The organism is Ensifer sp. (genome assembly GCF_031989085.1).
In the GTDB taxonomy this organism is placed as follows: Bacteria; Pseudomonadota; Alphaproteobacteria; order Rhizobiales; family Rhizobiaceae; genus Ensifer.
On sequence record NZ_DALZXU010000009.1, the window covers coordinates 192,677 to 214,510 of the forward strand.

At 63.8% G+C, this 21,834-nt stretch carries 12 protein-coding genes; 11 read left to right on the forward strand and 1 reads right to left on the reverse strand.

Translation table 11 applies throughout. The features are described from left to right. Nucleotides 1-102 precede the first annotated feature (102 nt). Nucleotides 103-1,863 (forward strand): GGDEF domain-containing protein, encoded by a 1,761-nt coding sequence (locus RTP54_RS27080; RefSeq protein ID WP_112807527.1) that lies wholly within the window; start codon nucleotides 103-105, stop codon nucleotides 1,861-1,863. Between the two features lie 115 nt (nucleotides 1,864-1,978). Here RTP54_RS27080 and RTP54_RS27085 read toward each other — a convergent pair whose 3' ends face one another. Continuing rightward, nucleotides 1,979-2,887: a LysR family transcriptional regulator gene (locus tag RTP54_RS27085; protein WP_312366839.1), complete on the reverse strand. Its 909-nt coding sequence runs from the start codon at nucleotides 2,885-2,887 to the stop codon at nucleotides 1,979-1,981. A gap of 111 nt (nucleotides 2,888-2,998) precedes the next feature. On the opposite strand from RTP54_RS27085, the gene RTP54_RS27090 reads away from it, so the two are divergent. From RTP54_RS27090 to RTP54_RS27135, 10 genes are all read left to right on the forward strand, one after another. Then, nucleotides 2,999-4,033, forward strand: coding sequence for an aldo/keto reductase (locus RTP54_RS27090; RefSeq protein ID WP_312366932.1), 1,035 nt, complete (start codon nucleotides 2,999-3,001; stop codon nucleotides 4,031-4,033). Between the two features lie 132 nt (nucleotides 4,034-4,165). Beyond that, nucleotides 4,166-7,492 (forward strand): transglutaminase family protein, encoded by a 3,327-nt coding sequence (locus RTP54_RS27095; protein WP_312366840.1) that lies wholly within the window; start codon nucleotides 4,166-4,168, stop codon nucleotides 7,490-7,492. Beyond that, on the forward strand, nucleotides 7,493-9,901 hold the full coding sequence (locus RTP54_RS27100) for a circularly permuted type 2 ATP-grasp protein (RefSeq protein WP_112807533.1): 2,409 nt from the start codon (nucleotides 7,493-7,495) through the stop codon (nucleotides 9,899-9,901). It begins immediately after the preceding gene. 16 nt (nucleotides 9,902-9,917) lie between these two features. Beyond that, complete coding sequence (locus tag RTP54_RS27105) at nucleotides 9,918-10,796, forward strand: transglutaminase family protein (protein WP_312366842.1); 879 nt, start codon at nucleotides 9,918-9,920, stop codon at nucleotides 10,794-10,796. A 209-nt stretch (nucleotides 10,797-11,005) separates the two neighbouring features. Further along, nucleotides 11,006-12,298, forward strand: a complete 1,293-nt coding sequence (locus RTP54_RS27110; RefSeq protein ID WP_312366933.1) for a TadE/TadG family type IV pilus assembly protein — start codon at nucleotides 11,006-11,008, stop codon at nucleotides 12,296-12,298. A 226-nt stretch (nucleotides 12,299-12,524) separates the two neighbouring features. Next, nucleotides 12,525-14,990 carry a glycogen/starch/alpha-glucan phosphorylase gene (locus RTP54_RS27115; protein WP_112807539.1) on the forward strand — a complete coding sequence of 822 codons (2,466 nt, stop codon included), beginning with the start codon at nucleotides 12,525-12,527 and terminating at the stop codon, nucleotides 14,988-14,990. Beyond that, nucleotides 14,987-17,197 carry a 1,4-alpha-glucan branching protein GlgB gene (glgB, locus tag RTP54_RS27120; protein ID WP_312366843.1) on the forward strand — a complete coding sequence of 737 codons (2,211 nt, stop codon included), beginning with the start codon at nucleotides 14,987-14,989 and terminating at the stop codon, nucleotides 17,195-17,197. The genes RTP54_RS27115 and glgB overlap by 4 nt, the downstream gene beginning before the upstream one ends. Nucleotides 17,198-17,321: 124 nt before the next feature. After that, nucleotides 17,322-18,584 carry a glucose-1-phosphate adenylyltransferase gene (gene glgC, locus RTP54_RS27125; RefSeq protein WP_112807543.1) on the forward strand — a complete coding sequence of 421 codons (1,263 nt, stop codon included), beginning with the start codon at nucleotides 17,322-17,324 and terminating at the stop codon, nucleotides 18,582-18,584. An 11-nt stretch (nucleotides 18,585-18,595) separates the two neighbouring features. Beyond that, on the forward strand, nucleotides 18,596-20,038 hold the full coding sequence (gene glgA / locus RTP54_RS27130) for a glycogen synthase GlgA (RefSeq protein ID WP_312366844.1): 1,443 nt from the start codon (nucleotides 18,596-18,598) through the stop codon (nucleotides 20,036-20,038). Between the two features lie 6 nt (nucleotides 20,039-20,044). After that, nucleotides 20,045-21,673 carry an alpha-D-glucose phosphate-specific phosphoglucomutase gene (locus RTP54_RS27135; protein WP_112817111.1) on the forward strand — a complete coding sequence of 543 codons (1,629 nt, stop codon included), beginning with the start codon at nucleotides 20,045-20,047 and terminating at the stop codon, nucleotides 21,671-21,673. The last annotated feature ends 161 nt before the right edge of the window (nucleotides 21,674-21,834 follow it).

Consider the following 21,834-nt stretch of genomic DNA (forward strand, 5'->3'; position numbering starts at 1 on the left):
GGCCCGTATCACTGATCGCGGAAAGCAATCCTTCTCCGCGGCAAGACATTGTCGCGCATCCGGAACTCCGACCGGTAGCATTGGTGGACCAGCCTCGCGCAAATGACGAAACACTCCAACGACCAGCGACAGGCAAGAGAAGGCGGTCGAGACATTCGCTCCGCCAAGATGCTGCGCCGCAAATTGCAATGGCTGATCGCCATCGTCGTGGCCTGTACGGGCGTGCTTGCGACCGAGATCATAGCAGCTTCCTATTCCGATTTTGTGGTGGCAAGGCGCAACCTGGCTGAAGTCATGGCGTTCTGTCGTATCCTGGATGCGGCCACCTACCTTTCGGCCGAGCGCGGGCCAGCCAACGGGGTGATGGGCGTCGGCGTCGCGGCCGGTTCACCCGTCGAGGCGCGCCTTGTCGAATTCCGTGCGCGCAGCGACGCAGCCCTTGCCGAGATCATCGCGGGTGCAACCGATGGCAGCCGGCCCGAGCCGGGAACGGCACTCCTGCCGATCCTTGCGGAAGTCCAGCGCCGCCTGGAGGTCGCCCGCAACGAGATTGACCGAATAGCCGCCACGCCCCCTGAACGCCGTGATCTCCGGGATATCCAGAACGCGATCGAAGGCATGTTTGCGGTGATCGACGCCATGCGCCCGGCCTTCGACTGGAACATTCAGCGCCTGACCAACACCGATCCAGATCTCGCCGGCATCGCCATTGCCGCCCACATGCTCGCCAATCTGCGCGAAGACGGCGGCCGCCTGGCATCCCAGCTGATGGCTCCGGTTGCGGTCGGCAAGCCGCTTGAGGCGAAGAACATCGCCGACAGCGAACGCACGCGTGGCCGCTTGCAGGAAATCTGGTCCGTGGTCGGCAAGCCTGGTGCGCTTCCCGGGCTGAAGCCGAAGAATATCGCCGACATCGCCGCGATAGAACACGAGTTCTTCGGCGAAGGCTTCGCCATCATCGACAGCATCGTCTCCGTCGGCCGCAATTCCGGCAACTATCCCGTCACGGCCGAGCAGCTGACCGACCGCTACGTGCCGAAGATGAAGCCGCTCGAAATCCTGCGCCGCGACTTCATGGATGCAACCGTCGAGAGGCTCGCCAACAGCAAGACCCAGGCGTCGGTCAAGCTGGCGATCGCCACCATCGCCACATTTGCCCTGTTCATCGTCCTTCTGGTTCTCATGCGCCGCGCGCGATCGCTCGTGTTTGAGCCCCTGCTGCTCGCCCGGCACAGCATCATCGAGCTTGCCAACGACCGCCCGATCACCCGGCTCACCGGCAAGGGTGGCGAAGGCGAAATGGGACGGCTCTTCGATGCGATCGACGTGCTTCGCCTCAGGCTCGACGAACGCGCGCTCCTGATGAAGCACCTCGAACGCCAGGCCGAAACCGACGAGTTGACCGGCCTTCTCAACCGTCGCGCGCTGGAACTGATCGGCGGTGCGGAGGATGCTTCAGGCAGTGACAAGAATGCCTGCCTGATCCTCATGGACATCGACCACTTCAAGCAGATCAACGACACCTACGGCCATCTCGTCGGCGACATCGTGCTCAAGGAAACGGCCCGCATCATCCGCTATTCGGTTCGCTCGTCCGATCTGGTCGCCCGCTTTGGCGGCGAGGAATTCGCCGTCATTACGCCCGGCGACGATCTCGAGGCAGCCTGCGCCCTTGCCGAGCGCATCCGTGCCAATCTGGCGCGCGCGCCCATCACCTTTGCAGACGGTCAGGAACTCACGGTGACCGCAAGCTTCGGCGTGGCTGGCGCCAACGCCAATCCGGGCTGGAAAGGCCTGATCGAAAGCGCCGACACCGAGCTCTACCGGGCGAAGTCCGAAGGTCGCAATCGCGTCTGCGGCTAGGCATTTCCAGACAAGGTGTGAAGCGCTCCGTCCGGACGTGCGCCGGAAAAGTGTCCGTGGCGTTCTGTGCCCCAAGGACAAGACGCGCTCACGGCCGAAAGACGCTTCGCAGTGGTCAGCCGGAAAGCCGCGCCCGCGTCGCCAGAAAATCGAGCATCACCCTGACACGGGAGGGAAGAGCCCCGCCCTGTCCCTGGAAAACCGCGTGAAACGTCTCGCGGTCCCCGGGATTGAGATGTTCGACAAGCCGCACGAGCCTGCCGGCGGCAATGTCGTCGCTGACCATGAAGGTCGCTAACCGCGCCAGACCAACGCCCGCCAGCGCCAGCTTGCGCAACCCCTCGCCATCGCTCACGCGCAGCTTTTCGCTCGGCCGCAGCAAGGTCGTTTCGCCATCGGACAGGAGCGGCCATCCATCGACGGCCCTTGCATAGCTGAGGCTCAGGCGATTGTGCGCCGTAAGGTCGTCGAGGCACTCCGGCCTGCCGCTGCGCTCGAGGTATGACGGGGACCCGACGATGGTCATCGACGTGCTGCCAAGCTTGCGCGCAACAAGCCTGGATGCCTTGAGGGGTCCGGCGCGGATCGCAATGTCGACGCGTTCCGCCATCAGGTCGACGACCGCATCGGTCTGGATGATGTCGACCGACAGCTCCGGATACGCGCTCAGAAACTCCGGCAGCAGCGGCATCAGCACATGGGTGGCGAAGGACGCGCTGGCGTTGATGCGAACGCGACCCGCCGGTACGTCGCCGGCAGCCGCCTGACGCTCGGCGTCGTCGATATCTGCAAGAATGCGGGCCGCCCGCTCGTGAAAGGCGCAACCCTCCGGCGTCAGCTGCAATTGCCGTGTCGAGCGGTTGATCAGCCGGACGCCGAGCCGCTCCTCCATCCGTTGCACCAGCTTGCTGACGGCCGATGGTGTCATGGAGCATTCGCGCGCCGCCGCCGAGAAGCCGCCGAGTTCGACGGCCCTGACGAAAACGGCCATTTCGCCGGAGCGGTTGATCGCGTTTCGAGACATGTGACTTCAGCTCACAAATGATATTCCTGCAAATGGTCTACCTCTCAAATGCCGGATACACCACCTCTGTGTTGCCGACACAGGCATGGGAAGCAACGAGGAGTTCGAATGATGGAATACAGACGGCTTGGATCATCGGGATTGAAGGTTCCCGCCCTCAGTTTCGGCGCCGGCACCTTCGGCGGCAAGGGACCGCTTTTCAGTGCCTGGGGCAACAGCGACAACGCCGAGGCGCGCCGTCTCGTCGACATATGCATCGAGGCCGGCGTCAACCTGTTCGACACCGCCGACGTCTATTCCGACGGTGCCTCCGAAGAGGTGCTCGGCGCAGCCATAAAGGGCCGGCGCAACGACGTGCTGATCTCCACCAAGATGTCGCTGCCGATGGGCGATGGCCCGAACGATGCCGGCTCCTCCCGCTCGCGCCTGATCAAGGGCGTCGACGATGCTCTTCGCCGGCTCGGCACCGACTATATCGACCTCATGCAGCTGCATGCCTTCGACGCCGGCACGCCAGTCGAAGAAGTCCTGTCGACGCTCGACACCCTGGTGCGATCCGGCAAGCTGCGTTACGTCGGCGTTTCCAATTTTGCCGGGTGGCAGCTGATGAAATCGCTCGCCGCGGCCGAGAAACACGGTTATCCGCGCTACGTCGCCCATCAGGTCTACTACTCGCTCGTCGGGCGCGACTATGAATGGGAACTGATGCCGCTCGGAACCGACCAGGGCGTTGGCGCACTCGTCTGGAGCCCGCTCGGTTGGGGGCGGCTGACCGGCAAGATCCGCCGCGGCCAGCCCTGGCCGGAAGGCAGCCGCCTTCATGACACGGCCGCCTTCGGCCCACCTGTCGATGACGACAAACTCTACGATATCGTCGACGTGCTCGATGAGCTGGCAGGCGAGACCGGCCGGACCATCCCGCAGATCGCCATCAACTGGCTGCTGCAGCGCCCGACGGTATCGAGCGTCATCATCGGCGCCCGCAACGAAGAGCAGCTGCGCCAGAACCTCGGCGCCGTCGGCTGGTCGCTGACCGCAGAGCAGATTGCCCGGCTCGACAAGGCGAGCGCCAAGACGCCTGCCTACCCGCACTTCCCCTATCACCTTCAGGAAGGCTTTGCCCGCCTGAACCCGCCGGCCGTGTGATCCACCGACCCGAACGGCAGACGCGCCGGAGAAATCCGGCGCTGTCTTTCGCGCTTGCTTTCTCTCTTCGCATTGCACAAACTTCCCGGGAATGGCGGCATCAGACCTGCCATCAAGGGGACAAAATCCGGTATGTCGATCAAGGCCAGTATCTACCACCTGACCCACTATACCTATGACCGCCCGATCAGGCTTTCACCCCAGATCATCAGATTGAAGCCGGCGGCCCATTCCAAGACCAAGGTCATCAGCCACGCGCTGAAGGTTTCGCCCGCCAATCACTTCGTCAATCTGCAGCAGGATCCCTACGGCAACTATCTTGCCCGCTACGTCTTTCCCGACCCTGTCACCGAGCTGAAGATCGAAGTCGATCTCGTCGCCGACATGACGGTCTACAACCCCTTCGACTTCTTCATCGAGGAGGAATCGGAGCACTGGCCCTTCGCCTATCCGGAGGAGCTGATCGACGACCTGAAGATCTACATGACGCCGGAACCGATGGGACCGGCACTCGCCGCGTTCATGGCGACGGTCGACCGCTCGCGCCAGCGCACCGTCGACATGGTCGTCGGCATCAATGCGCGGCTGCAGCAGGAGGTCGGCTACGTCATCCGCATGGAGCCGGGCGTGCAGTCGCCCGAGGAAACGCTGACATCGGCGAGAGGATCCTGTCGCGATTCCAGCTGGCTGTTCGTGCAGATCCTGCGCAATCTGGGTTATGCCGCCCGCTTCGTCTCCGGCTATCTCATCCAGCTCGCGCCCGATCTCAAGGCGCTCGACGGCCCCTCCGGCACCGAACATGATTTCACCGATCTGCATGCCTGGGCAGAAGTCTATCTGCCCGGCGCCGGCTGGGTCGGCCTCGACCCGACCTCCGGCCTTCTGACCGGCGAGAGCCACATACCGCTCGCCGCCACGCCGCATTATCGCAACGCCGCCCCGATTTCCGGCGGCTTCTTCGGCGACCCTGAAACCCGCACCGACTTCGCCTTCGACATGAAGGTCGCACGCGTCGCGGAGCACCCGCGCATCACCAAACCCTTCTCCGACCAAAGCTGGGAAGCGCTGAACGCCCTCGGCAACCATGTCGACCAGGTCCTCTCTGACAACGATGTCCGCCTGACCATGGGCGGCGAGCCGACCTTCGTGTCGATCGACGACTTCGAGGCCGAGGAATGGAACACCGAGGCTGTTGGCCCAACCAAGCGAGAGAAGGCGGATATCCTCATTCGCCGGCTGCGCGATCGTTTCGCGCCCGGCGGTTTCCTGCATTATGGCCAGGGCAAATGGTACCCGGGCGAAAGCCTGCCGCGCTGGACCTTCTCGCTCTATTGGCGCAAGGACGGCGTGCCGATCTGGCGTCAGGCCGATCTCATTGCCGAAGAGAACGGGCGCCGCGACGTCACGGCTGACGATGCCGAGCGCCTGCTGCATGGCCTGGCGGCCGAGCTGGACGTGCCGCCCGAGATGGTCTTGCCGGCTTTCGAAGACCCGGCCGACTGGCTCCTCAAGGAGGCGAACCTTCCCGATAACGTCGATCCCGCCAATTCGAAGCTGAAGGACCCGGAAGAGCGCAGCCGCATGGCGCGCGTGTTCGAGCGCGGCCTGACCGAGCCCACCGGCTACGTGCTGCCGGTGCAGGCCTGGAATGCCCGCGCCGCCGGTGTCCGGTGGATGAGCGAGAAATGGCAGACCCGGCGCGGCCGGATCTTCCTGGTCCCCGGCGACAGCCCCGTCGGCTATCGCCTGCCGCTCGGCGCCCTGCCTTATGTCGCCCCTTCAGCCTATCCCTATATCCACCCGGTCGATCCGACCGTTCCGCGCGACGACCTGCCGGATTTCACGGAGACCAGCGCGCGCCCACAGTATTCGCGTTTTCAGGCATCGCAAACACCGGAAAGCCCTCAAGCGGCGCCCCGCGACGAAATCGCCGGGCTGGTGCGCACCGCCGTCAGCGTCGAGCCGCGCGACGGCCGGCTCTGCGTCTTCATGCCGCCGACGACCAGCGTCGAGGAGTATCTCGACCTGATCGCAGCGACCGAACGGGCAGCCACGGCTCTGGGCCTGCCGCTTCATATCGAAGGCTACGCGCCGCCGCACGACGAGCGCATCAACGTCATTCGCGTGGCGCCCGACCCCGGCGTCATCGAGGTCAACATCCATCCGGCGGCCGGCTGGCAGGAGTGCGTCGACATCACCACGGCAATTTATGAAGAGGCGCGGCAAAGCCGGCTCGGCGCCGACAAGTTCATGATCGACGGCCGCCACACCGGCACCGGCGGCGGCAATCACGTCGTGGTCGGCGGCGCCAACCCCAATGACAGCCCGTTCCTGCGTCGACCCGACCTGTTGAAGAGCATCGTGCTGCACTGGCAGCGTCACCCGTCGCTCTCCTACCTGTTTTCCGGCATGTTCATCGGGCCGACGAGCCAGGCACCGCGCATAGACGAGGCCCGCCACGATCAGCTCTACGAGCTGGAGATCGCGATGGCGCAGGTTCCCTCGCCCGGGTCGGCAGCGCCGCCACCGCTGCCCTGGCTGGTCGACCGGCTGTTTCGCAACCTGCTCGTCGACGTCACCGGCAACACCCACCGCGCGGAAATCTGCATCGACAAGCTGTTCTCGCCGGATGGCCCGACCGGCCGGCTCGGCCTCGTCGAATTCCGCGGCTTCGAGATGCCGCCCAATGCCCGCATGTCGCTGGCCCAGCAACTGCTGGTGCGCGCACTCATCGCCCGGTTCTGGAAACAGCCGCTCGAGGGCCGCTTCGTGCGCTGGGGCACGGCGCTTCATGATCGTTTCATGCTGCCGCATCACGTCTGGCAGGACTTCCTCGAAGTGCTCGCCGATTTGCGCGCCCATGGCTTCGACCTTCGTCCGGAATGGTTCGAAGCGCAGCTCGAATTTCGTTTTCCCTTCTGCGGCGAGGTCGAATACGAGGGCGGTAAGCTCGAGATCCGCCAGGCGCTGGAGCCCTGGCACGTCATGGGCGAGCAAGGCGCGATCGGCGGCACGGTGCGCTATGTCGACAGCTCCGTCGAACGACTTCAAGTCAGGCTGGATACACCCAATCCCGAGCGTTTCACCGTCACCTGCAACGGCCGTCCCGTGCCGCTGACGAAGACCGGAGCCAATGGCGGCGCGGTTGCCGGCGTCCGCTACAAGGCCTGGCAGCCGGCAGCCGGTCTGCACCCGGTTTTGCCCGTGAACACTCCCCTTACATTCGATATCTATGATAAATGGTCGAATCGGGCGATTGGCGGATGCGTCTACCATGTCGCCCATCCGGGCGGGCGCAGCTACGAAACATTTCCGGTCAACGGCAACGAGGCAGAAGCGCGGCGACTGGCGCGGTTCGAGCCCTGGGGCCACACTCCGGGAAGCTATCTGCTTCATCCGGAAAGCCCGTCGACGGAATTTCCGATGACGCTTGACCTCAGACGTCCGCCAGGAGCGTAAATGGCGAAGAAGCAGACAGCAACGGCAGACCGGCTGGGTGTCGAGGACGATCCGGTCTTCGGCTACCGTGCCCTCCCCGGCATCGCCGACGAGATGCTCGATGCGCAGGGCAACGTCCGGCCCGTCTGGCAGCGGCTGCTTTCGACGCTCGGACGCCTCGACGAGACCGACCTTGCCAACCGCTTCGCCCGCGCCGACCGGTATCTTCGCGACGCCGGCGTCTTCTATCGGGTCTACGGCGGCAAGGACAGCTCGGAGCGAAGCTGGCCGCTGTCGCATATCCCCGTTCTCATCGACGAACACGAATGGGCGACGGTCTCGCAGGGCCTGATCCAACGGGCAGAGCTTCTGGAAAAGGTGGTCGCCGACATCTACGGCGAAAACCGACTGGTACGCGAGGGCCTGCTGCCGCCGGCGCTGGTTGCCTCCAACCCCGATTTTCTCCGGCCGCTCGTCGGCGTCAAACCCGCCGATGGCCATTTCCTGCAATTCATCTCCTTCGAGATCGGCCGTGGACCTGACGGCAACTGGTGGGTGCTCTCCGATCGCACGGAGGCGCCATCGGGCGCCGGCTTCGCGCTGGAAAACCGGGTCGCCACCACGCGTGCCTTTTCAAACCTCTATGCCGAGACGCATGTGCATCGCCTCGCAGGCTTCTTCGGCGCCTTCCGCGACACCCTGCAGGCGCGCAAGCTGCATCCGGACGACCGCATCGCCGTGCTCTCGCCGGGGATCGCCAACGAGACCTATTTCGAACATGCCTATATTGCTCGCTACCTCGGCTTCATGCTGCTCGAAGGCGAAGACCTGACGGTTGTCGGCGGCCGGGTGATGGTGCGCACCGTCGCCGGGCTCAAACCCGTCGGCGTGCTCTGGCGCCGGCTCGACGCCGCCTTTGCCGATCCGCTCGAACTCAACCAGTCCTCGCATATCGGCACGCCGGGGATCGTCGAAGCCTTGCGCGCCGGGTCCGTCGCCATCGTCAACGCGCTCGGCTCCGGCATCGTCGAGACGCGCGCCTTCCTCGCCTTCCTGCCGGCGATCTGCCGTCATCTGCTCGGCGAGGACCAGAAGCTGCCGTCGATCGCGACCTGGTGGTGCGGACAGACATCCGAACGGGCGGCAGTCGCCGCCAATATCGAGCGCATGGTCATCGGCCCCGCCTATGCGACGCGGCCCTTTTTCGACGACAACGGCCAATCGGTGCTCGGGGCCTCGTTGGCCGAAAAGGGCGAGGCGTCGATCGCTGCCTGGCTCGACGCCGAAGGCGGCAAGCTTGTCGGCCAGGAGGCCGTCACGCTGTCGACCACGCCCGCCTGGGTGCGCGGGCGGCTGACGCCGCGCCCGATGAGCCTGCGCGTCTTTGCCGCCCGCAGCCGCGACGGCTGGCAGATCATGCCCGGTGGCTTTGCGCGCATCGGCTCGGGCGACGATGTTGCCGCCATCGCCATGCAGGCCGGCGGCACGGCGGCCGACGTCTGGATCGTCAGCGACCGGCCGGTCGAACGCACCACCCTTCTGCCGGCCGAAGAAAGCTTCACCCGCAACATGCCGGGCAGCCTGCCGAGCCGCGCCGCCGACAACCTGTTCTGGCTCGGCCGCTACATCGAGCGGGCCGAAGGGGCGTTGCGCATCTTGCGCGCCTGGCACGGCCGGTTTGCCGAGACAGCCGACCCGAGCCTGCCCCTGTTGCAGGACGTCACCGACTATCTGGCGGCGCTGGATATCGATACCCGACAGGCGGTACCCGACAGCCTGCTGGCCAATATCTCAAGCGCGCTGTTCAGCGCCGGCAACATCCGCGACCGCTTCTCGCCGGACGGCTGGCTGGCGCTCAACGACCTCTCGCAGACGGCGCGCAGGTTCCATGCAACAGTGCAGTCGGGTGATGATGCGACCCGCGCCATGACCGTGCTGTTGCGCAAGCTTGCCGGTTTTGCCGGCCTGGTGCACGAAAACATGTATCGCTTCACCGGCTGGCGCTTCCTGTCGATCGGCCGCTACATCGAGCGTGGCCTGCATATGACGCGGCTGCTCGGCCATATGTCCGGCCCGAACGCACCCGATGGCGCCTATGACATGCTGCTCGAGATCGGCGACAGCGTCATGACCCATCGCCGGCGCTACAACGTCAACACGGCTGCACTGACGGTGACCGACCTCCTGGCGCTCGATCCGCTTAACCCGCGCTCGGTGCTCTATCAACTGAACGAGATCAAGACCGAGGTCGAGCTCCTGCCGAACGCCTATGTCAACGGCCAGATGTCGCCCTTCTACCGTGAGGCGATGCGTCTGCATTCGGGTCTTGCGGTAATGACGCCGGAGGCGATGAACCTTGGCGTCTACGAGAGGCTGGAGCGGGACCTGGAAGCGCTCTCCAACATTCTCGCAAACACCTATCTCGGCTGACCTTCAGGACGCGCCCATGCTCTACGACATCAGCCTGAAGATCACCTACGGCTACGAAGTGCCCGTGTCGGGCGGGCGCCATCTGGTGCGCGTCATGCCGGCAACGCTTACCGGTCGCCAGCGGCTCGTCGTCGGATCGCTGAGCTGCCAGCCGATGCCGGCGGAGCGCTCCGAAAGCGTCGACTTCTTTGCCAATCCCTTCACAGCGATCCTGTTTCGCTCCGCCCATGACGATCTCGTGATCCGCATGCAGGCGCGCGTCCAGGTGGAACCGTTGCCGCTGACGGCGGATTTTTCCGCCGACCTGTCCCGTCTGCCGGCAGACCTTGCGGCGTGCTGGTCGGTCGATCCCGATGCCCCTCACCATTTCGTCGGTCCGAGCCCATTGCTGGCCGAGGTCCCTGAGATTGCCGATTATGCCCGGGCCCTTGTCACCCCCGGCATGACGATCCGCCAGATCGCGACAGCGATTTGCGCCCGCATCCATCGGGACTTCGTCTACGACGCCGAGGCGACCACGGTGAACACGACGGCTGCCGAAGCCTTCGCGCTCAAGCGCGGTGTCTGCCAGGATTTCACCCATGTGATGATCGTAGCGCTCAGAAGCCTTGGCATTCCCGCCGGATATGTTAGCGGATTCTTAAGAACAATTCCTCCTGCAGGCAAGGAGCGCCTTGAAGGGGCCGACGCCATGCACGCCTGGGTTCGCATCTGGTGTGGCACCACTGCGGGTTGGCTGGAACTGGATCCAACCAACAATATTCCGGCAGGAACCGACCATATCGTCGTCGGCCATGGCCGCGACTACGGCGACGTTGCACCTGTCATCGGCGTCCTGAAGAGCTATGGCGGGCAGAAGACGGAACAGGCCGTTGACGTCATTCCGGTCACCTGACCCAGATCGAGACAGGGCATTCCCGTTTTCAGACACCGTCGCATCGCCCGAACACGCTGTAACCGCTGGATTTCCTGCATTCCGCTAAAATTGTAGCGATCGTCTGAACGTTATCGTAAGTCACCCCCGCTAATGTCGCCCTCAAGCTTGCAACGTGTTCCTTGGGGTGTGCAGAGATGGGAAAACGATCCACGATCAATCGGTCCTTCATGGCTATGCTGAAGGACCGTGGCGGAAACTTCGGCATGATGGCGGCCCTGGTCTCGCCATTGCTCCTGGCCGCCGGTGGCGTTGCCATCGACATGGCGAACATGGTGACCACGAAGAACCAGATGCAGGATGCGGCAGACGCCGCAGCACTTGCAGCCGCGTCCGCCCTGGTCTCCAAGACGGCGGAAACGCCCGAAAAGGCCAAGGAGATCGCCTTGAACTTCCTGGGGGCGCAAGCAACGGGGAACGCCGCCGAGACACCTGAAGGCGCCGACGGCGCCGGCCAGGGCGCAGCCTCCGGCGCGACTGCCACCGCGCAACCGGGGGACGCGGCAGCAAAGCCGAGCGTCGACATCAAGGAGACAGCAGTCGGCAAGAGCGACAAGGCGTATAAGGTCACGGTCGTGAACAAGAAGCTCATTCAGTTCAACGCCATGACACGGTTGCTCGGCCAGGAGTCGATCCAGCTCGAAACCATCGCGGTCGCCGAGAGCGCCACGGAAACGCAGAACGCGATGTCGATGTACCTCGTCCTCGACCGCTCGGGCTCCATGGCGTTCAAGACGGACGTCAAGGACGAAAGCCGCAGCAAATGCGTTAACTGGACGTCGGAGAACTGGGGACAGAGCAACGTCAAAGAGACAGCCCCCTGCTACTTCGAGAAGATCGTCGCCTTGAAGTCTGCCGTGGAGAAACTGCTGAAGCCGCTGGCCGATGCCGACCCCGGCAAGAAATATGTTCGTGTTGGCGCGGTATCGTATGAGAGCAAGATGAATGCGGCAGAGCCGTTGGCCTGGGGAACGACCAAGGCGAACACTTACGTTCAGGCTTTGCAACGGAACGGCGGAACCGATTCCAGCGGCGCTTTTGCAAAGGCCGTCGCTGATCTCAAGCTGACCACTGAAAACGATGTCCACAAAACAGCCAACGGCCTCGTCCCGAAGAAATTCATCGTCTTCATGACCGATGGCGAAAACACGCATCTGAATGGCACTGCTTTGAAGTTGGCTGCCAAGCCGAACCCCGAGCCGGAATACGACGCCAAGACGTACGTCCCTAGGGATTCCGCGTCTGACACCGCAACCCTCACAGCATGCGCCGATGCAAAGAAGGCCGGGATCAGGGTGTTCACTATCGCCTTCATGGCGCCGAACCAGGGCAAATCCCTGCTGGAAAGATGCGCCAGCAACCCGTCTGACTACAAGGCGCCCGAAAAAGCCGAGGAACTGCTTGCCGTTTTCGGTGAGATCGGCGCCCAGACTTCAGGCAAGATGGCACGCCTGACAAAGTAAACAAACAAAAGCGCGCAAGCATTGTGCCGCCCGGTCCCGCCGGGCGGCATTTTTCGTTCTGAAGACCGTGCCGGATCGCGATGCGTCGTCACACCTTCTGCCCTTCAGGCAATTCTAATCCTTTTAAAAACAGCTGTTGCAAGCGCTTCGGATCGATGCATAAATTGCCCATCCCCGGTCGGTTCCGGCCTGCGACCTCCCAACGCAACAGGGTAAGACAGTTCTGATGATGAACAAGATTTCCGCCAACGAACTGCCGCAGCCCGCACTTCGTTCCTCCGAACCCGATCAGCTTGCCGTCGAAATTCTCGAGCGCCTGAAGTACCGTATCGGCAAGGATCCGAAGGTCGCAAAGCCGCATGACTGGCTGACGGCCGCGATCCTCGTGGTGCGCGACCGCATCACCGACAAGTGGATGGATTCGACCCGCCAGACCTACGCGACCGGCGCCAAACGCGTCTATTATCTCTCGCTCGAGTTCCTCATCGGCCGGCTGATGCGCGACGCCATGACCAATATCGGCCTGATGGAGGAGATGCGCGATGCGCTTGCCTCGCTCGGTGTCGATATCGACGTCATCGCCCTGCTCGAGCCCGACGCGGCCCTCGGCAACGGCGGTCTTGGCCGCCTCGCCGCCTGCTTCATGGAATCGATGGCGACCGTGGACGTGCCGGCCTATGGTTACGGCATCCGTTACATGCACGGCCTGTTCCGCCAGCAGATGGCCGATGGCTGGCAGGTGGAACTGCCGGAGACCTGGCTTGCCCACGGCAACCCCTGGGAATTCGAGCGCCGCGAAAGCTCCTATGAAATCGGCTTCGGCGGCGCCGTCGAGACCGTCAATGTCGACGAGGAAATCCAGCGCTTCGTCTGGAAGCCGGCCGAGCGCGTGATCGCCACCGCCTTCGACACGCCGGCGGTTGGCTGGCGGGCCAAGCGCGTCAACACGCTGAGGCTCTGGACGGCACAGCCGATCGACCCGATCCTGCTCGATGCCTTCAACGCCGGCGACCATATCGGCGCGCTGCGCGAAAGCAACAAGGCGGAAAGCCTGACCCGCGTGCTCTATCCGGCCGACGCCACGCCCGCCGGCCAGGAGCTTCGCCTGCGCCAGGAGTATTTCTTCTCCTCCGCCTCGCTGCAGGACATCCTGCGCCGCCACCTGCAGCAGTATCCGGATTTCACCTCGCTGCCCGATGCCGTCGCGATCCAGCTCAACGACACCCACCCGGCGGTCTCGGTCGCCGAACTCGTCCGGCTGTTGACCGACCTGCACGGCCTCGATTTCGAGCAGGCCTGGGACATCACCCGCCGCACGATTTCCTACACCAACCACACGCTTTTGCCGGAAGCGCTCGAAAGCTGGCCCGTGCCGCTGTTCGAGCGGCTGCTGCCGCGCCACATGCAGATCGTCTATGCGATCAACGCCAAGATCCTGATCGAGGCGCGCAAGCAGAAGGGCGCCACCGACCAGGAGATCCGCAACATCTCCTTGATCGACGAAAGCGGCGATCGCCGGGTGCGCATGGGCAATCTTGCCTTTGTCGGCTCGCACTCGATCAACGGCGTCTCGGCGCTTCATACGGAGTTGATGAAGGAAACGGTGTTTGCCGACCTGCACAAGCTCTACCCGGATCGCATCAACAACAAGACCAACGGCATCACCCCGCGCCGCTGGCTGATGCAATGCAATCCCGGCCTGTTCAGCCTGATCCGCGAGGCGATCGGCGACGAGTTCATGGATAATACCGAGGCGTTGCAGGCGCTGGACGCCTTCGCCGACAAGCCGGAGTTCCAGGAGCATTTCGCCGCCGTCAAGCGCGCCAACAAGGTCAAGCTCGCCCAGCTCGTTCAGAGCCGCCTCGGCATCAGGCTCGACCCGTCGGCGATGTTCGACATCCAGATCAAGCGCATCCACGAATACAAGCGCCAGCTGCTCAACATCATCGAGGCGGTGGCGCTCTACGACCAGATCCGCTCGCATCCCGAGCTCGACTGGGTGCCGCGCGTCAAGCTGTTTGCCGGCAAGGCGGCGCCGAGCTACCACAACGCCAAGCTGATCATCAAACTGGCAAACGACGTTGCCCGCGTCGTCAACAACGACCCGGCCGTCCGCGGTCTTCTGAAGATCGTCTTCGTGCCCAACTACAATGTCTCGCTGGCCGAGATCATCGTACCTGCCGCGGACCTCTCCGAGCAGATCTCGACCGCCGGCATGGAGGCGTCGGGCACCGGCAACATGAAGTTCGCGCTGAACGGCGCGCTGACGATCGGCACGCTCGACGGCGCCAATGTCGAGATGCGCGACTGGGTCGGCGAGGAGAACATCAAGATCTTCGGCCTGACCGCCGAGGAAGTCACCAACGCCCGCGCCGAGGGCCACAATCCGCGTGCCATCATCGAGGGCTCGCGCGAGCTGTCGCAGGCGCTGCAGGCGATCGCATCGGGTGTGTTTTCGCCCGATGACCGCAACCGCTTTACCAGCCTTGTCGATGGCCTCTACAATCACGACTGGTTCATGGTCGCGGCCGACTTCGAAGCCTACGCCAAGGCGCAGCGCGAGATCGACCAGCTGTGGACGACGCCATCCGCCTGGTATTCCCAGGCCGTGCGCAACACCGCGCGTATGGGCTGGTTCTCGTCCGATCGCACCATCCGGCAATATGCCGGGGAAATTTGGAGAGCCGGATGACCCCTTCGGCCGGCAAGGACCCGGAACCTGCAGCTTCAGCCCTGCTGTCAACGCCGGCCATTGCGGCCATTCTCACGGGCACGCATGACGATCCCTTCGCCGTTCTCGGCCTGCATCCGGTGGGCAAGACCTACGTCGCGCGCTGCTTCATTCCGGATGCCGCAAGCGTGGCGGTTGAAACGCTGGCGGGCAAGGAACTCGGCACCCTCGAACGGCGCGATGATGCCGGCTTTTTCGAGGGGCCGGTCTCGCTGCGCAAGATCCAGCCGGTGCGCTATCGCGCTCGCAACGATGGCGGCGAGTGGATCGTCGTCGATCCCTACTCCTTCGGCCCGGTGCTCGGCCCGATGGACGACTATTACATGCGCGAGGGCTCGCATCTGCGGCTGTTCGACAAGATGGGCGCCCACCCGCTCAACCATGAGGGCGCCGAGGGCTATCACTTCGCCGTCTGGGCTCCGAATGCCAGGCGCGTTTCGGTGGTCGGCCAGTTCAACGACTGGGACGGGCGCCGCCATGTAATGCGCCTTCGCACCGATACCGGCATCTGGGAAATCTTCATCCCCGGCGTCGAAGCGGGCCTTGCCTACAAGTACGAAATCCTCGACCGCCAGGGCACGCTGCTGCCTCTGAAGGCAGATCCCTTCGCGCGCCGCTCCGAGCTTCGGCCGAACACCGCCTCTGTGACGACGCCTGAGATCGCGCAAGCGTGGGAAGACGAGGCGCATCGCGCCCATTGGGCGTCCGCGGATGCCCGTCGCCAACCGATCTCGATCTACGAGGTGCATGCCGGCTCATGGCAGCGCCGCGACAACGGCGACATGCTGTCCTGGGACGAGCTTGCCGACCGGCTGATCCCCTATTGCGTCGACATGGGCTTCACCCACATCGAGTTCCTGCCGATCTCCGAATTTCCCTACGACCCCTCCTGGGGCTACCAGACGACAGGCCTCTATGCGCCGACGGCCCGCTTCGGCGAGCCGGAAGGCTTCGCCCGCTTCGTCAATGGCTGCCACAAGGTCGGGCTCGGCGTCATCCTCGACTGGGTACCGGCGCATTTCCCGACCGACGAGCATGGTCTGCGCTGGTTCGACGGTACAGCACTCTACGAGCACGAAGATCCGCGCCAGGGCTTCCACCCGGACTGGAACACGGCGATCTACAATTTCGGCCGCCAGGAGGTGCTGTCCTTCCTCGTCAACAACGCGCTCTACTGGGCGGAGAAATTCCATGTCGACGGCCTGCGCGTCGATGCGGTCGCCTCGATGCTTTACCTCGATTACTCGCGCAAGCATGGCGAATGGGTGCCGAACGAATACGGCGGCAACGAAAATCTTGCAGCGGTCCGCTTCCTGCAGACGCTGAACACCGAAATCTATGGTTCCCACAAGGGCATCCTGACGATTGCCGAGGAATCGACCTCCTGGCCCAAGGTGTCGCATCCGGTCCATGCCGGCGGTCTCGGCTTCGGCTTCAAGTGGAACATGGGCTTCATGCACGACACGCTGCAATACATGTCGCGCGAGCCGATCCACCGCCGCCACCACCACAACGACCTGACCTTCGGCCTGCTTTACGCCTTCAGCGAAAACTTCGTGTTGCCGCTGTCCCATGACGAGGTCGTGCATGGCAAAGGCTCGCTGATTGCCAAGATGACCGGCGACGACTGGCAGAAGTTCGCCAACCTGCGGGCCTACTACGCCTTCATGTGGGGCTACCCCGGCAAGAAACTGCTGTTCATGGGCCAGGAATTCGCGCAATGGCGCGAGTGGTCGGAGGAGCGCGCGCTCGACTGGAACCTGCTGGAATATCACCTGCACGAGGGCATGCGGCGCCTGGTGCGCGACCTCAACGGCACCTACCGCTCCAAGCCGGCGCTGCATGCGCGCGATTGCGAGGGCGACGGCTTCGAGTGGCTGATCGCCGATGACCGCGACAATTCGGTCTTTGCCTGGCTGCGCAAGGCGCCGGGCGAAAAGCTCGTCGCCGTCATCACCAATTTCACGCCCGTCTATCGGGAAAGCTACACGATCCCGCTTCCGGTCGCGGGTCGCTGGAAGGAAGTGCTGAACACCGACGCGGAGATCTACGGGGGGAGCGGCAAGGGCAACGGCGGCGCCGTTCAGGCACAAAAGGACAAGACAGGAGCGATAACCGCCAGCATCACCTTGCCGCCCTTGGCAACGCTGATGCTGGAGCAGGATTAGAGCCTTTCCCGCCAACCGCCCGAAGCGGTTGTCCTGGGAAAGGCGTCAAGAAATTTCGAGGGCCGCAAGGCGTCGCAAAGGTCGCGTTGACGATCCCGAAGAACAATCAATTTGGGGAGGACAAATGGTGGAAAAGCGTACGCAACCCTTGGCCCGAGATGCCATGGCCTATGTTCTCGCTGGCGGCCGCGGCAGTCGCCTGAAGGAATTGACCGACCGGCGGGCAAAGCCTGCGGTCTATTTCGGCGGCAAGGCCCGCATCATCGATTTCGCCCTCTCCAACGCGCTCAACTCCGGTATCCGCCGCATCGGCGTCGCCACCCAATACAAGGCGCATTCGCTGATCCGCCATCTGCAGCGCGGCTGGAACTTCTTCCGCCCCGAGCGCAACGAAAGCTTCGACATCCTGCCGGCAAGCCAGCGCGTCTCCGAGACGCAATGGTACGAAGGCACCGCCGACGCGGTCTACCAGAACATCGACATCATCGAGGATCATGGCGTCGAGTACATGGTCATCCTGGCGGGCGACCACATCTACAAGATGGACTACGAATTGATGCTGCAGCAGCACGTCGATTCCGGCGCCGACGTCACCATCGGCTGCCTCGAGGTGCCGCGCATGGAGGCGACCGGTTTCGGCGTCATGCATGTCGACGACAAGGATCGCATCATCGCCTTCGTCGAGAAGCCGGCCGACCCGCCGGGCATTCCCGGAAATCCCGGCATGGCGCTCGCATCCATGGGCATCTACGTCTTCCATACCAAGTTCCTGATGGACCTGTTGCGGCGCGACGCCGCCGATCCGAAATCGAGCCGCGACTTCGGCAAGGACATCATCCCCTATATCGTCGACAACGGTAAGGCGGTCGCCCACCGCTTCAACCAGTCCTGCGTCCGCTCGGATTTCGAGCGCGAGGCCTATTGGCGTGACGTCGGTACGATCGATGCCTATTGGCAGGCCAATATCGACCTGACCCACGTGACGCCGGAACTCGACATCTACGACAGCACCTGGCCGATCTGGACCTTCGCCGAAATCAAGCCGCCGGCCAAGTTCGTGCATGACGACGAAAACCGTCGCGGTTCGGCGACCTCCTCGCTGGTGTCTGGCGACTGCATCATCTCCGGCGCTGCGCTTAATCGCAGCCTGCTTTTCACCGGCGTCCGCGTAAATTCATATTCGCGACTGGAAAATGCCGTCATCCTGCCCGATGTGAAGATCGGTCGTCGCGCGTTGCTGAGCAACGTGGTGATCGACAGCCGCGTGGTCATTCCGGAAGGCCTCGTCGTCGGCGAAGATCCGGAGCTGGATGCGAAGCGCTTCCGCCGTTCGGAAAACGGCGTTTGCCTGATCACCCAAACGATGATCGACAAACTGGGAATGTAGGTCCGCCGTTGATGAACATCCTTTCCGTTGCGTCCGAAGTGTATCCGCTGGTCAAGACCGGGGGGCTTGCCGATGTCGTCGGCGCCCTGCCGGCCGCACTGTCGCCGCACGGTATCCGCACCCGCACTCTGGTGCCGGGCTATCCCGCGGTGCTGCAGAAACTGAAGAAGAAAAAAAAGGTCGGCAGTTTCGCCAACCTGTTCGGCAGCCCGGCCTCGGTTCTGGCCGCCGACCTCGACGGGCTCGACCTTCTGGTGCTCGATCTGCCCGCACTCTACGAGCGCGACGGCGGTCCGTACATCGACGCGACCGGCCGCGACTATGTCGACAACTTCCGCCGCTTCGCCGCGCTGTCGCTGGCCGCGGCCGAGATCGCCGCCGGCGATGTCGTCGCCGGCTTCAAGCCCGATATCGTCCATGTGCACGACTGGCAGACGGCGCTGACCCCGGTCTACATGCGCTTTGGCCGCGCCGCCGCGACGCCGACGGTCATGACCATCCACAACATCGCCTTCCAGGGCCAGTTCGGACCGGAGGTCTTTGCCGAACTGGCGCTGCCGCCGGAAGCCTTCTCGATGCAGTTCGTCGAATATTACGGTGATGTCGGCTTCCTCAAGGGCGGCCTGCAGACGGCGAACGCGATCACCACCGTCAGCCCGTCCTATGCGCAGGAGATCCTGACGCCGGAATTCGGAATGGGCCTCGAGGGCCTGCTGAAGAGCAGGCTTTCCGATCTTTCCGGCATCGTAAACGGCATCGACGCCGACGTCTGGAATCCGGCAAGCGACCCGTTGATTGCCCAGCATTTCACCGCCACGACCTTGAAGCAGCGCGGCGCCAACCGGCGGGCGCTCGAACAACGCTTCGGCCTCGAACAGGGCACCGGCCCGATCTTCTGCGTCATCAGCCGGCTCACCTGGCAGAAGGGCATGGACCTTTTGGCCGAAGTTACCGACGAGATCGTGGCGATGGGCGGCAAGCTCATCGTTCTCGGCTCCGGCGATGCCGCGCTCGAGGGCGCGCTGCTTGCCGCCGCCTCGCGCCATCGCGGCCATGTCGGCATGGTCACCGGATATAACGAGCCGCTCTCGCACCTGATGCAGGCGGGATCGGACGCGATCCTCATCCCGTCGCGCTTCGAGCCTTGCGGGCTGACCCAGCTTTACGGTCTGCGTTACGGCTGCGTACCGGTCGTCGCGCGCACCGGCGGTCTCGCCGATACCATCATCGACGCGAACGAAGCCGGGTTGTCGGCCAAGGTCGCGACCGGTTTCCAGTTCACACCGGTCAACACCGACGGGTTGCGTCTTGCGATCCGGCGCGTCTTCCGTGCATACAACGATCCGAAAGTCTGGGCGCGTGTGCAGACCCAGGGCATGAAATCGGACGTATCCTGGGCAAGAAGCGCCGAGCGTTACGTCTCTCTATATTCCGGTCTTCTCGGGAAAGGCTAAAACACAATGATAAGAACAGTCACCACCACGCCCTATGGCGACCAGAAGCCCGGCACCTCGGGCCTGCGCAAGAAGGTTCCGGTGTTCCAGCAGAAGAACTATGCCGAGAACTTCATCCAGTCGATCTTCGACGCACTCGAAGGCTTTTCCGGCCAGACCCTGGTGATCGGCGGCGACGGCCGCTACTACAACCGTGAGGTCATCCAGATCGCCATCAAGATGGCGGCGGCCAACGGCTTCGGTCGAGTGCTCGTCGGCCGCGGCGGCATCCTGTCGACGCCTGCCGCATCCAACGTCATCCGCAAGTACCAGGCCTTCGGCGGCATCGTGCTTTCGGCCAGCCACAATCCCGGCGGCCCGACCGAAGACTTCGGCATCAAGTACAATATCGGCAATGGCGGCCCGGCGCCGGAAAAGGTCACCGATGCGATCTATGCCCGCAGCCAGGTGATCGACACCTACAAGATCTCCGACGTCGCCGACGTCAACCTCGACGCCGAGGGCACGCAGGAGATCGACGGCATGACGGTCACGGTCATCGACCCCGTCGCCGACTACGCCGCGCTGATGGAAAGCCTGTTCGACTTCGACGCCATCCGCAAGCTGATCGCCGGCGGCTTCCGCGTCGTCTTCGACGCGATGAGCGCGGTCACCGGTCCTTACGCCAAGGAGATCATCGAAAAGCGCCTCGGCGCGCCGAAGGGCTCGGTGATGAACTTCATTCCGCTGCCGGACTTCGGCGGCCACCATCCGGATCCGAACCTCGTGCATGCCCGCGCGCTCTACGAGACGATGATGGCGCCCGACGCACCCGATTTCGGTGCGGCCTCCGACGGCGACGGGGACCGCAACCTCGTCATCGGCCGCGGCATCTTCATCACCCCGTCCGACAGCCTGGCGATGCTGGCGGCCAACGCGCATCTGGCGCCGGGCTATGCCAAGGGTCTCGCCGGCATCGCCCGTTCGATGCCGACGAGTGGGGCTGCCGACCGGGTCGCCGAAAAGCTCGGCATCGGCCTCTACGAGACGCCGACCGGCTGGAAGTTCTTCGGCAACCTTCTCGATGAGGGCATGGCGACGATCTGCGGCGAGGAAAGTGCGGGCACCGGCTCCAACCACGTGCGCGAAAAGGACGGCCTCTGGGCGGTTCTGCTCTGGCTCAACATCCTGGCCGTGCGCAAGGAAAGCGCGCTCGACATCGCCCGAGATCACTGGGCGACCTACGGCCGCAACTACTATTCGCGCCACGACTACGAGGAAGTGGACAGCGATGCCGCCAACGGCCTGGTGGCCGCGCTTCGCGACCAGCTCGCGACCCTGCCTGGAAAGTCCTTCGGGGCGCTCAAGGTCGCGACGGCGGACGACTTTGCGTACAACGACCCGGTCGACCACTCCGTCAGCAAGAACCAGGGCATCCGCATCCTGTTCGAAGGCGGTTCGCGCGTGGTCTTCCGCCTGTCGGGCACCGGCACTTCGGGCGCGACGCTGCGCGTCTATATCGAGCGTTTCGAACCGGATCCGGCCCGTCACGATATCGACACCCAGGAGGCGCTTGCCGACCTCATCCTCGTCGCCGACGAGATCGCTGGCATAAAGACCCGCACGGGCCGTACCGAGCCAAGCGTCATCACCTGACGGAGCGGCCCATCGGGGCGCTCCAAGACCCGACATTGCTGCTGCCCAGTTCTTTGGATCGGGCTCGATCTAGAAACGGGGCAGCAGACTTGAAGCGTTACAGCGTCCTTGCGCGTCATCTTTGACACGTGGCGTTGCAAAAACCGAGGGGTGCCTGATTG

What these genes read in the sequence shown, in the direction of transcription:
- glgA (WP_312366844.1), top strand. Translation starts at nt 18,596, where the DNA reads ATGAACATCCTTTCCGTTGCGTCCGAAGTGTATCCGCTGGTCAAGACC.
- RTP54_RS27135 (WP_112817111.1), top strand. Translation starts at nt 20,045, where the DNA reads ATGATAAGAACAGTCACCACCACGCCCTATGGCGACCAGAAGCCCGGC.
- RTP54_RS27115 (WP_112807539.1), top strand. Translation starts at nt 12,525, where the DNA reads ATGATGAACAAGATTTCCGCCAACGAACTGCCGCAGCCCGCACTTCGT.
- RTP54_RS27110 (WP_312366933.1), top strand. Translation starts at nt 11,006, where the DNA reads ATGGCTATGCTGAAGGACCGTGGCGGAAACTTCGGCATGATGGCGGCC.
- RTP54_RS27090 (WP_312366932.1), top strand. Translation starts at nt 2,999, where the DNA reads ATGGAATACAGACGGCTTGGATCATCGGGATTGAAGGTTCCCGCCCTC.
- RTP54_RS27080 (WP_112807527.1), top strand. Translation starts at nt 103, where the DNA reads ATGACGAAACACTCCAACGACCAGCGACAGGCAAGAGAAGGCGGTCGA.
- RTP54_RS27100 (WP_112807533.1), top strand. Translation starts at nt 7,493, where the DNA reads ATGGCGAAGAAGCAGACAGCAACGGCAGACCGGCTGGGTGTCGAGGAC.
- RTP54_RS27085 (WP_312366839.1), bottom strand. Translation starts at nt 2,887, where the DNA reads ATGTCTCGAAACGCGATCAACCGCTCCGGCGAAATGGCCGTTTTCGTC.
- glgC (WP_112807543.1), top strand. Translation starts at nt 17,322, where the DNA reads ATGGTGGAAAAGCGTACGCAACCCTTGGCCCGAGATGCCATGGCCTAT.
- RTP54_RS27105 (WP_312366842.1), top strand. Translation starts at nt 9,918, where the DNA reads ATGCTCTACGACATCAGCCTGAAGATCACCTACGGCTACGAAGTGCCC.
- glgB (WP_312366843.1), top strand. Translation starts at nt 14,987, where the DNA reads ATGACCCCTTCGGCCGGCAAGGACCCGGAACCTGCAGCTTCAGCCCTG.
- RTP54_RS27095 (WP_312366840.1), top strand. Translation starts at nt 4,166, where the DNA reads ATGTCGATCAAGGCCAGTATCTACCACCTGACCCACTATACCTATGAC.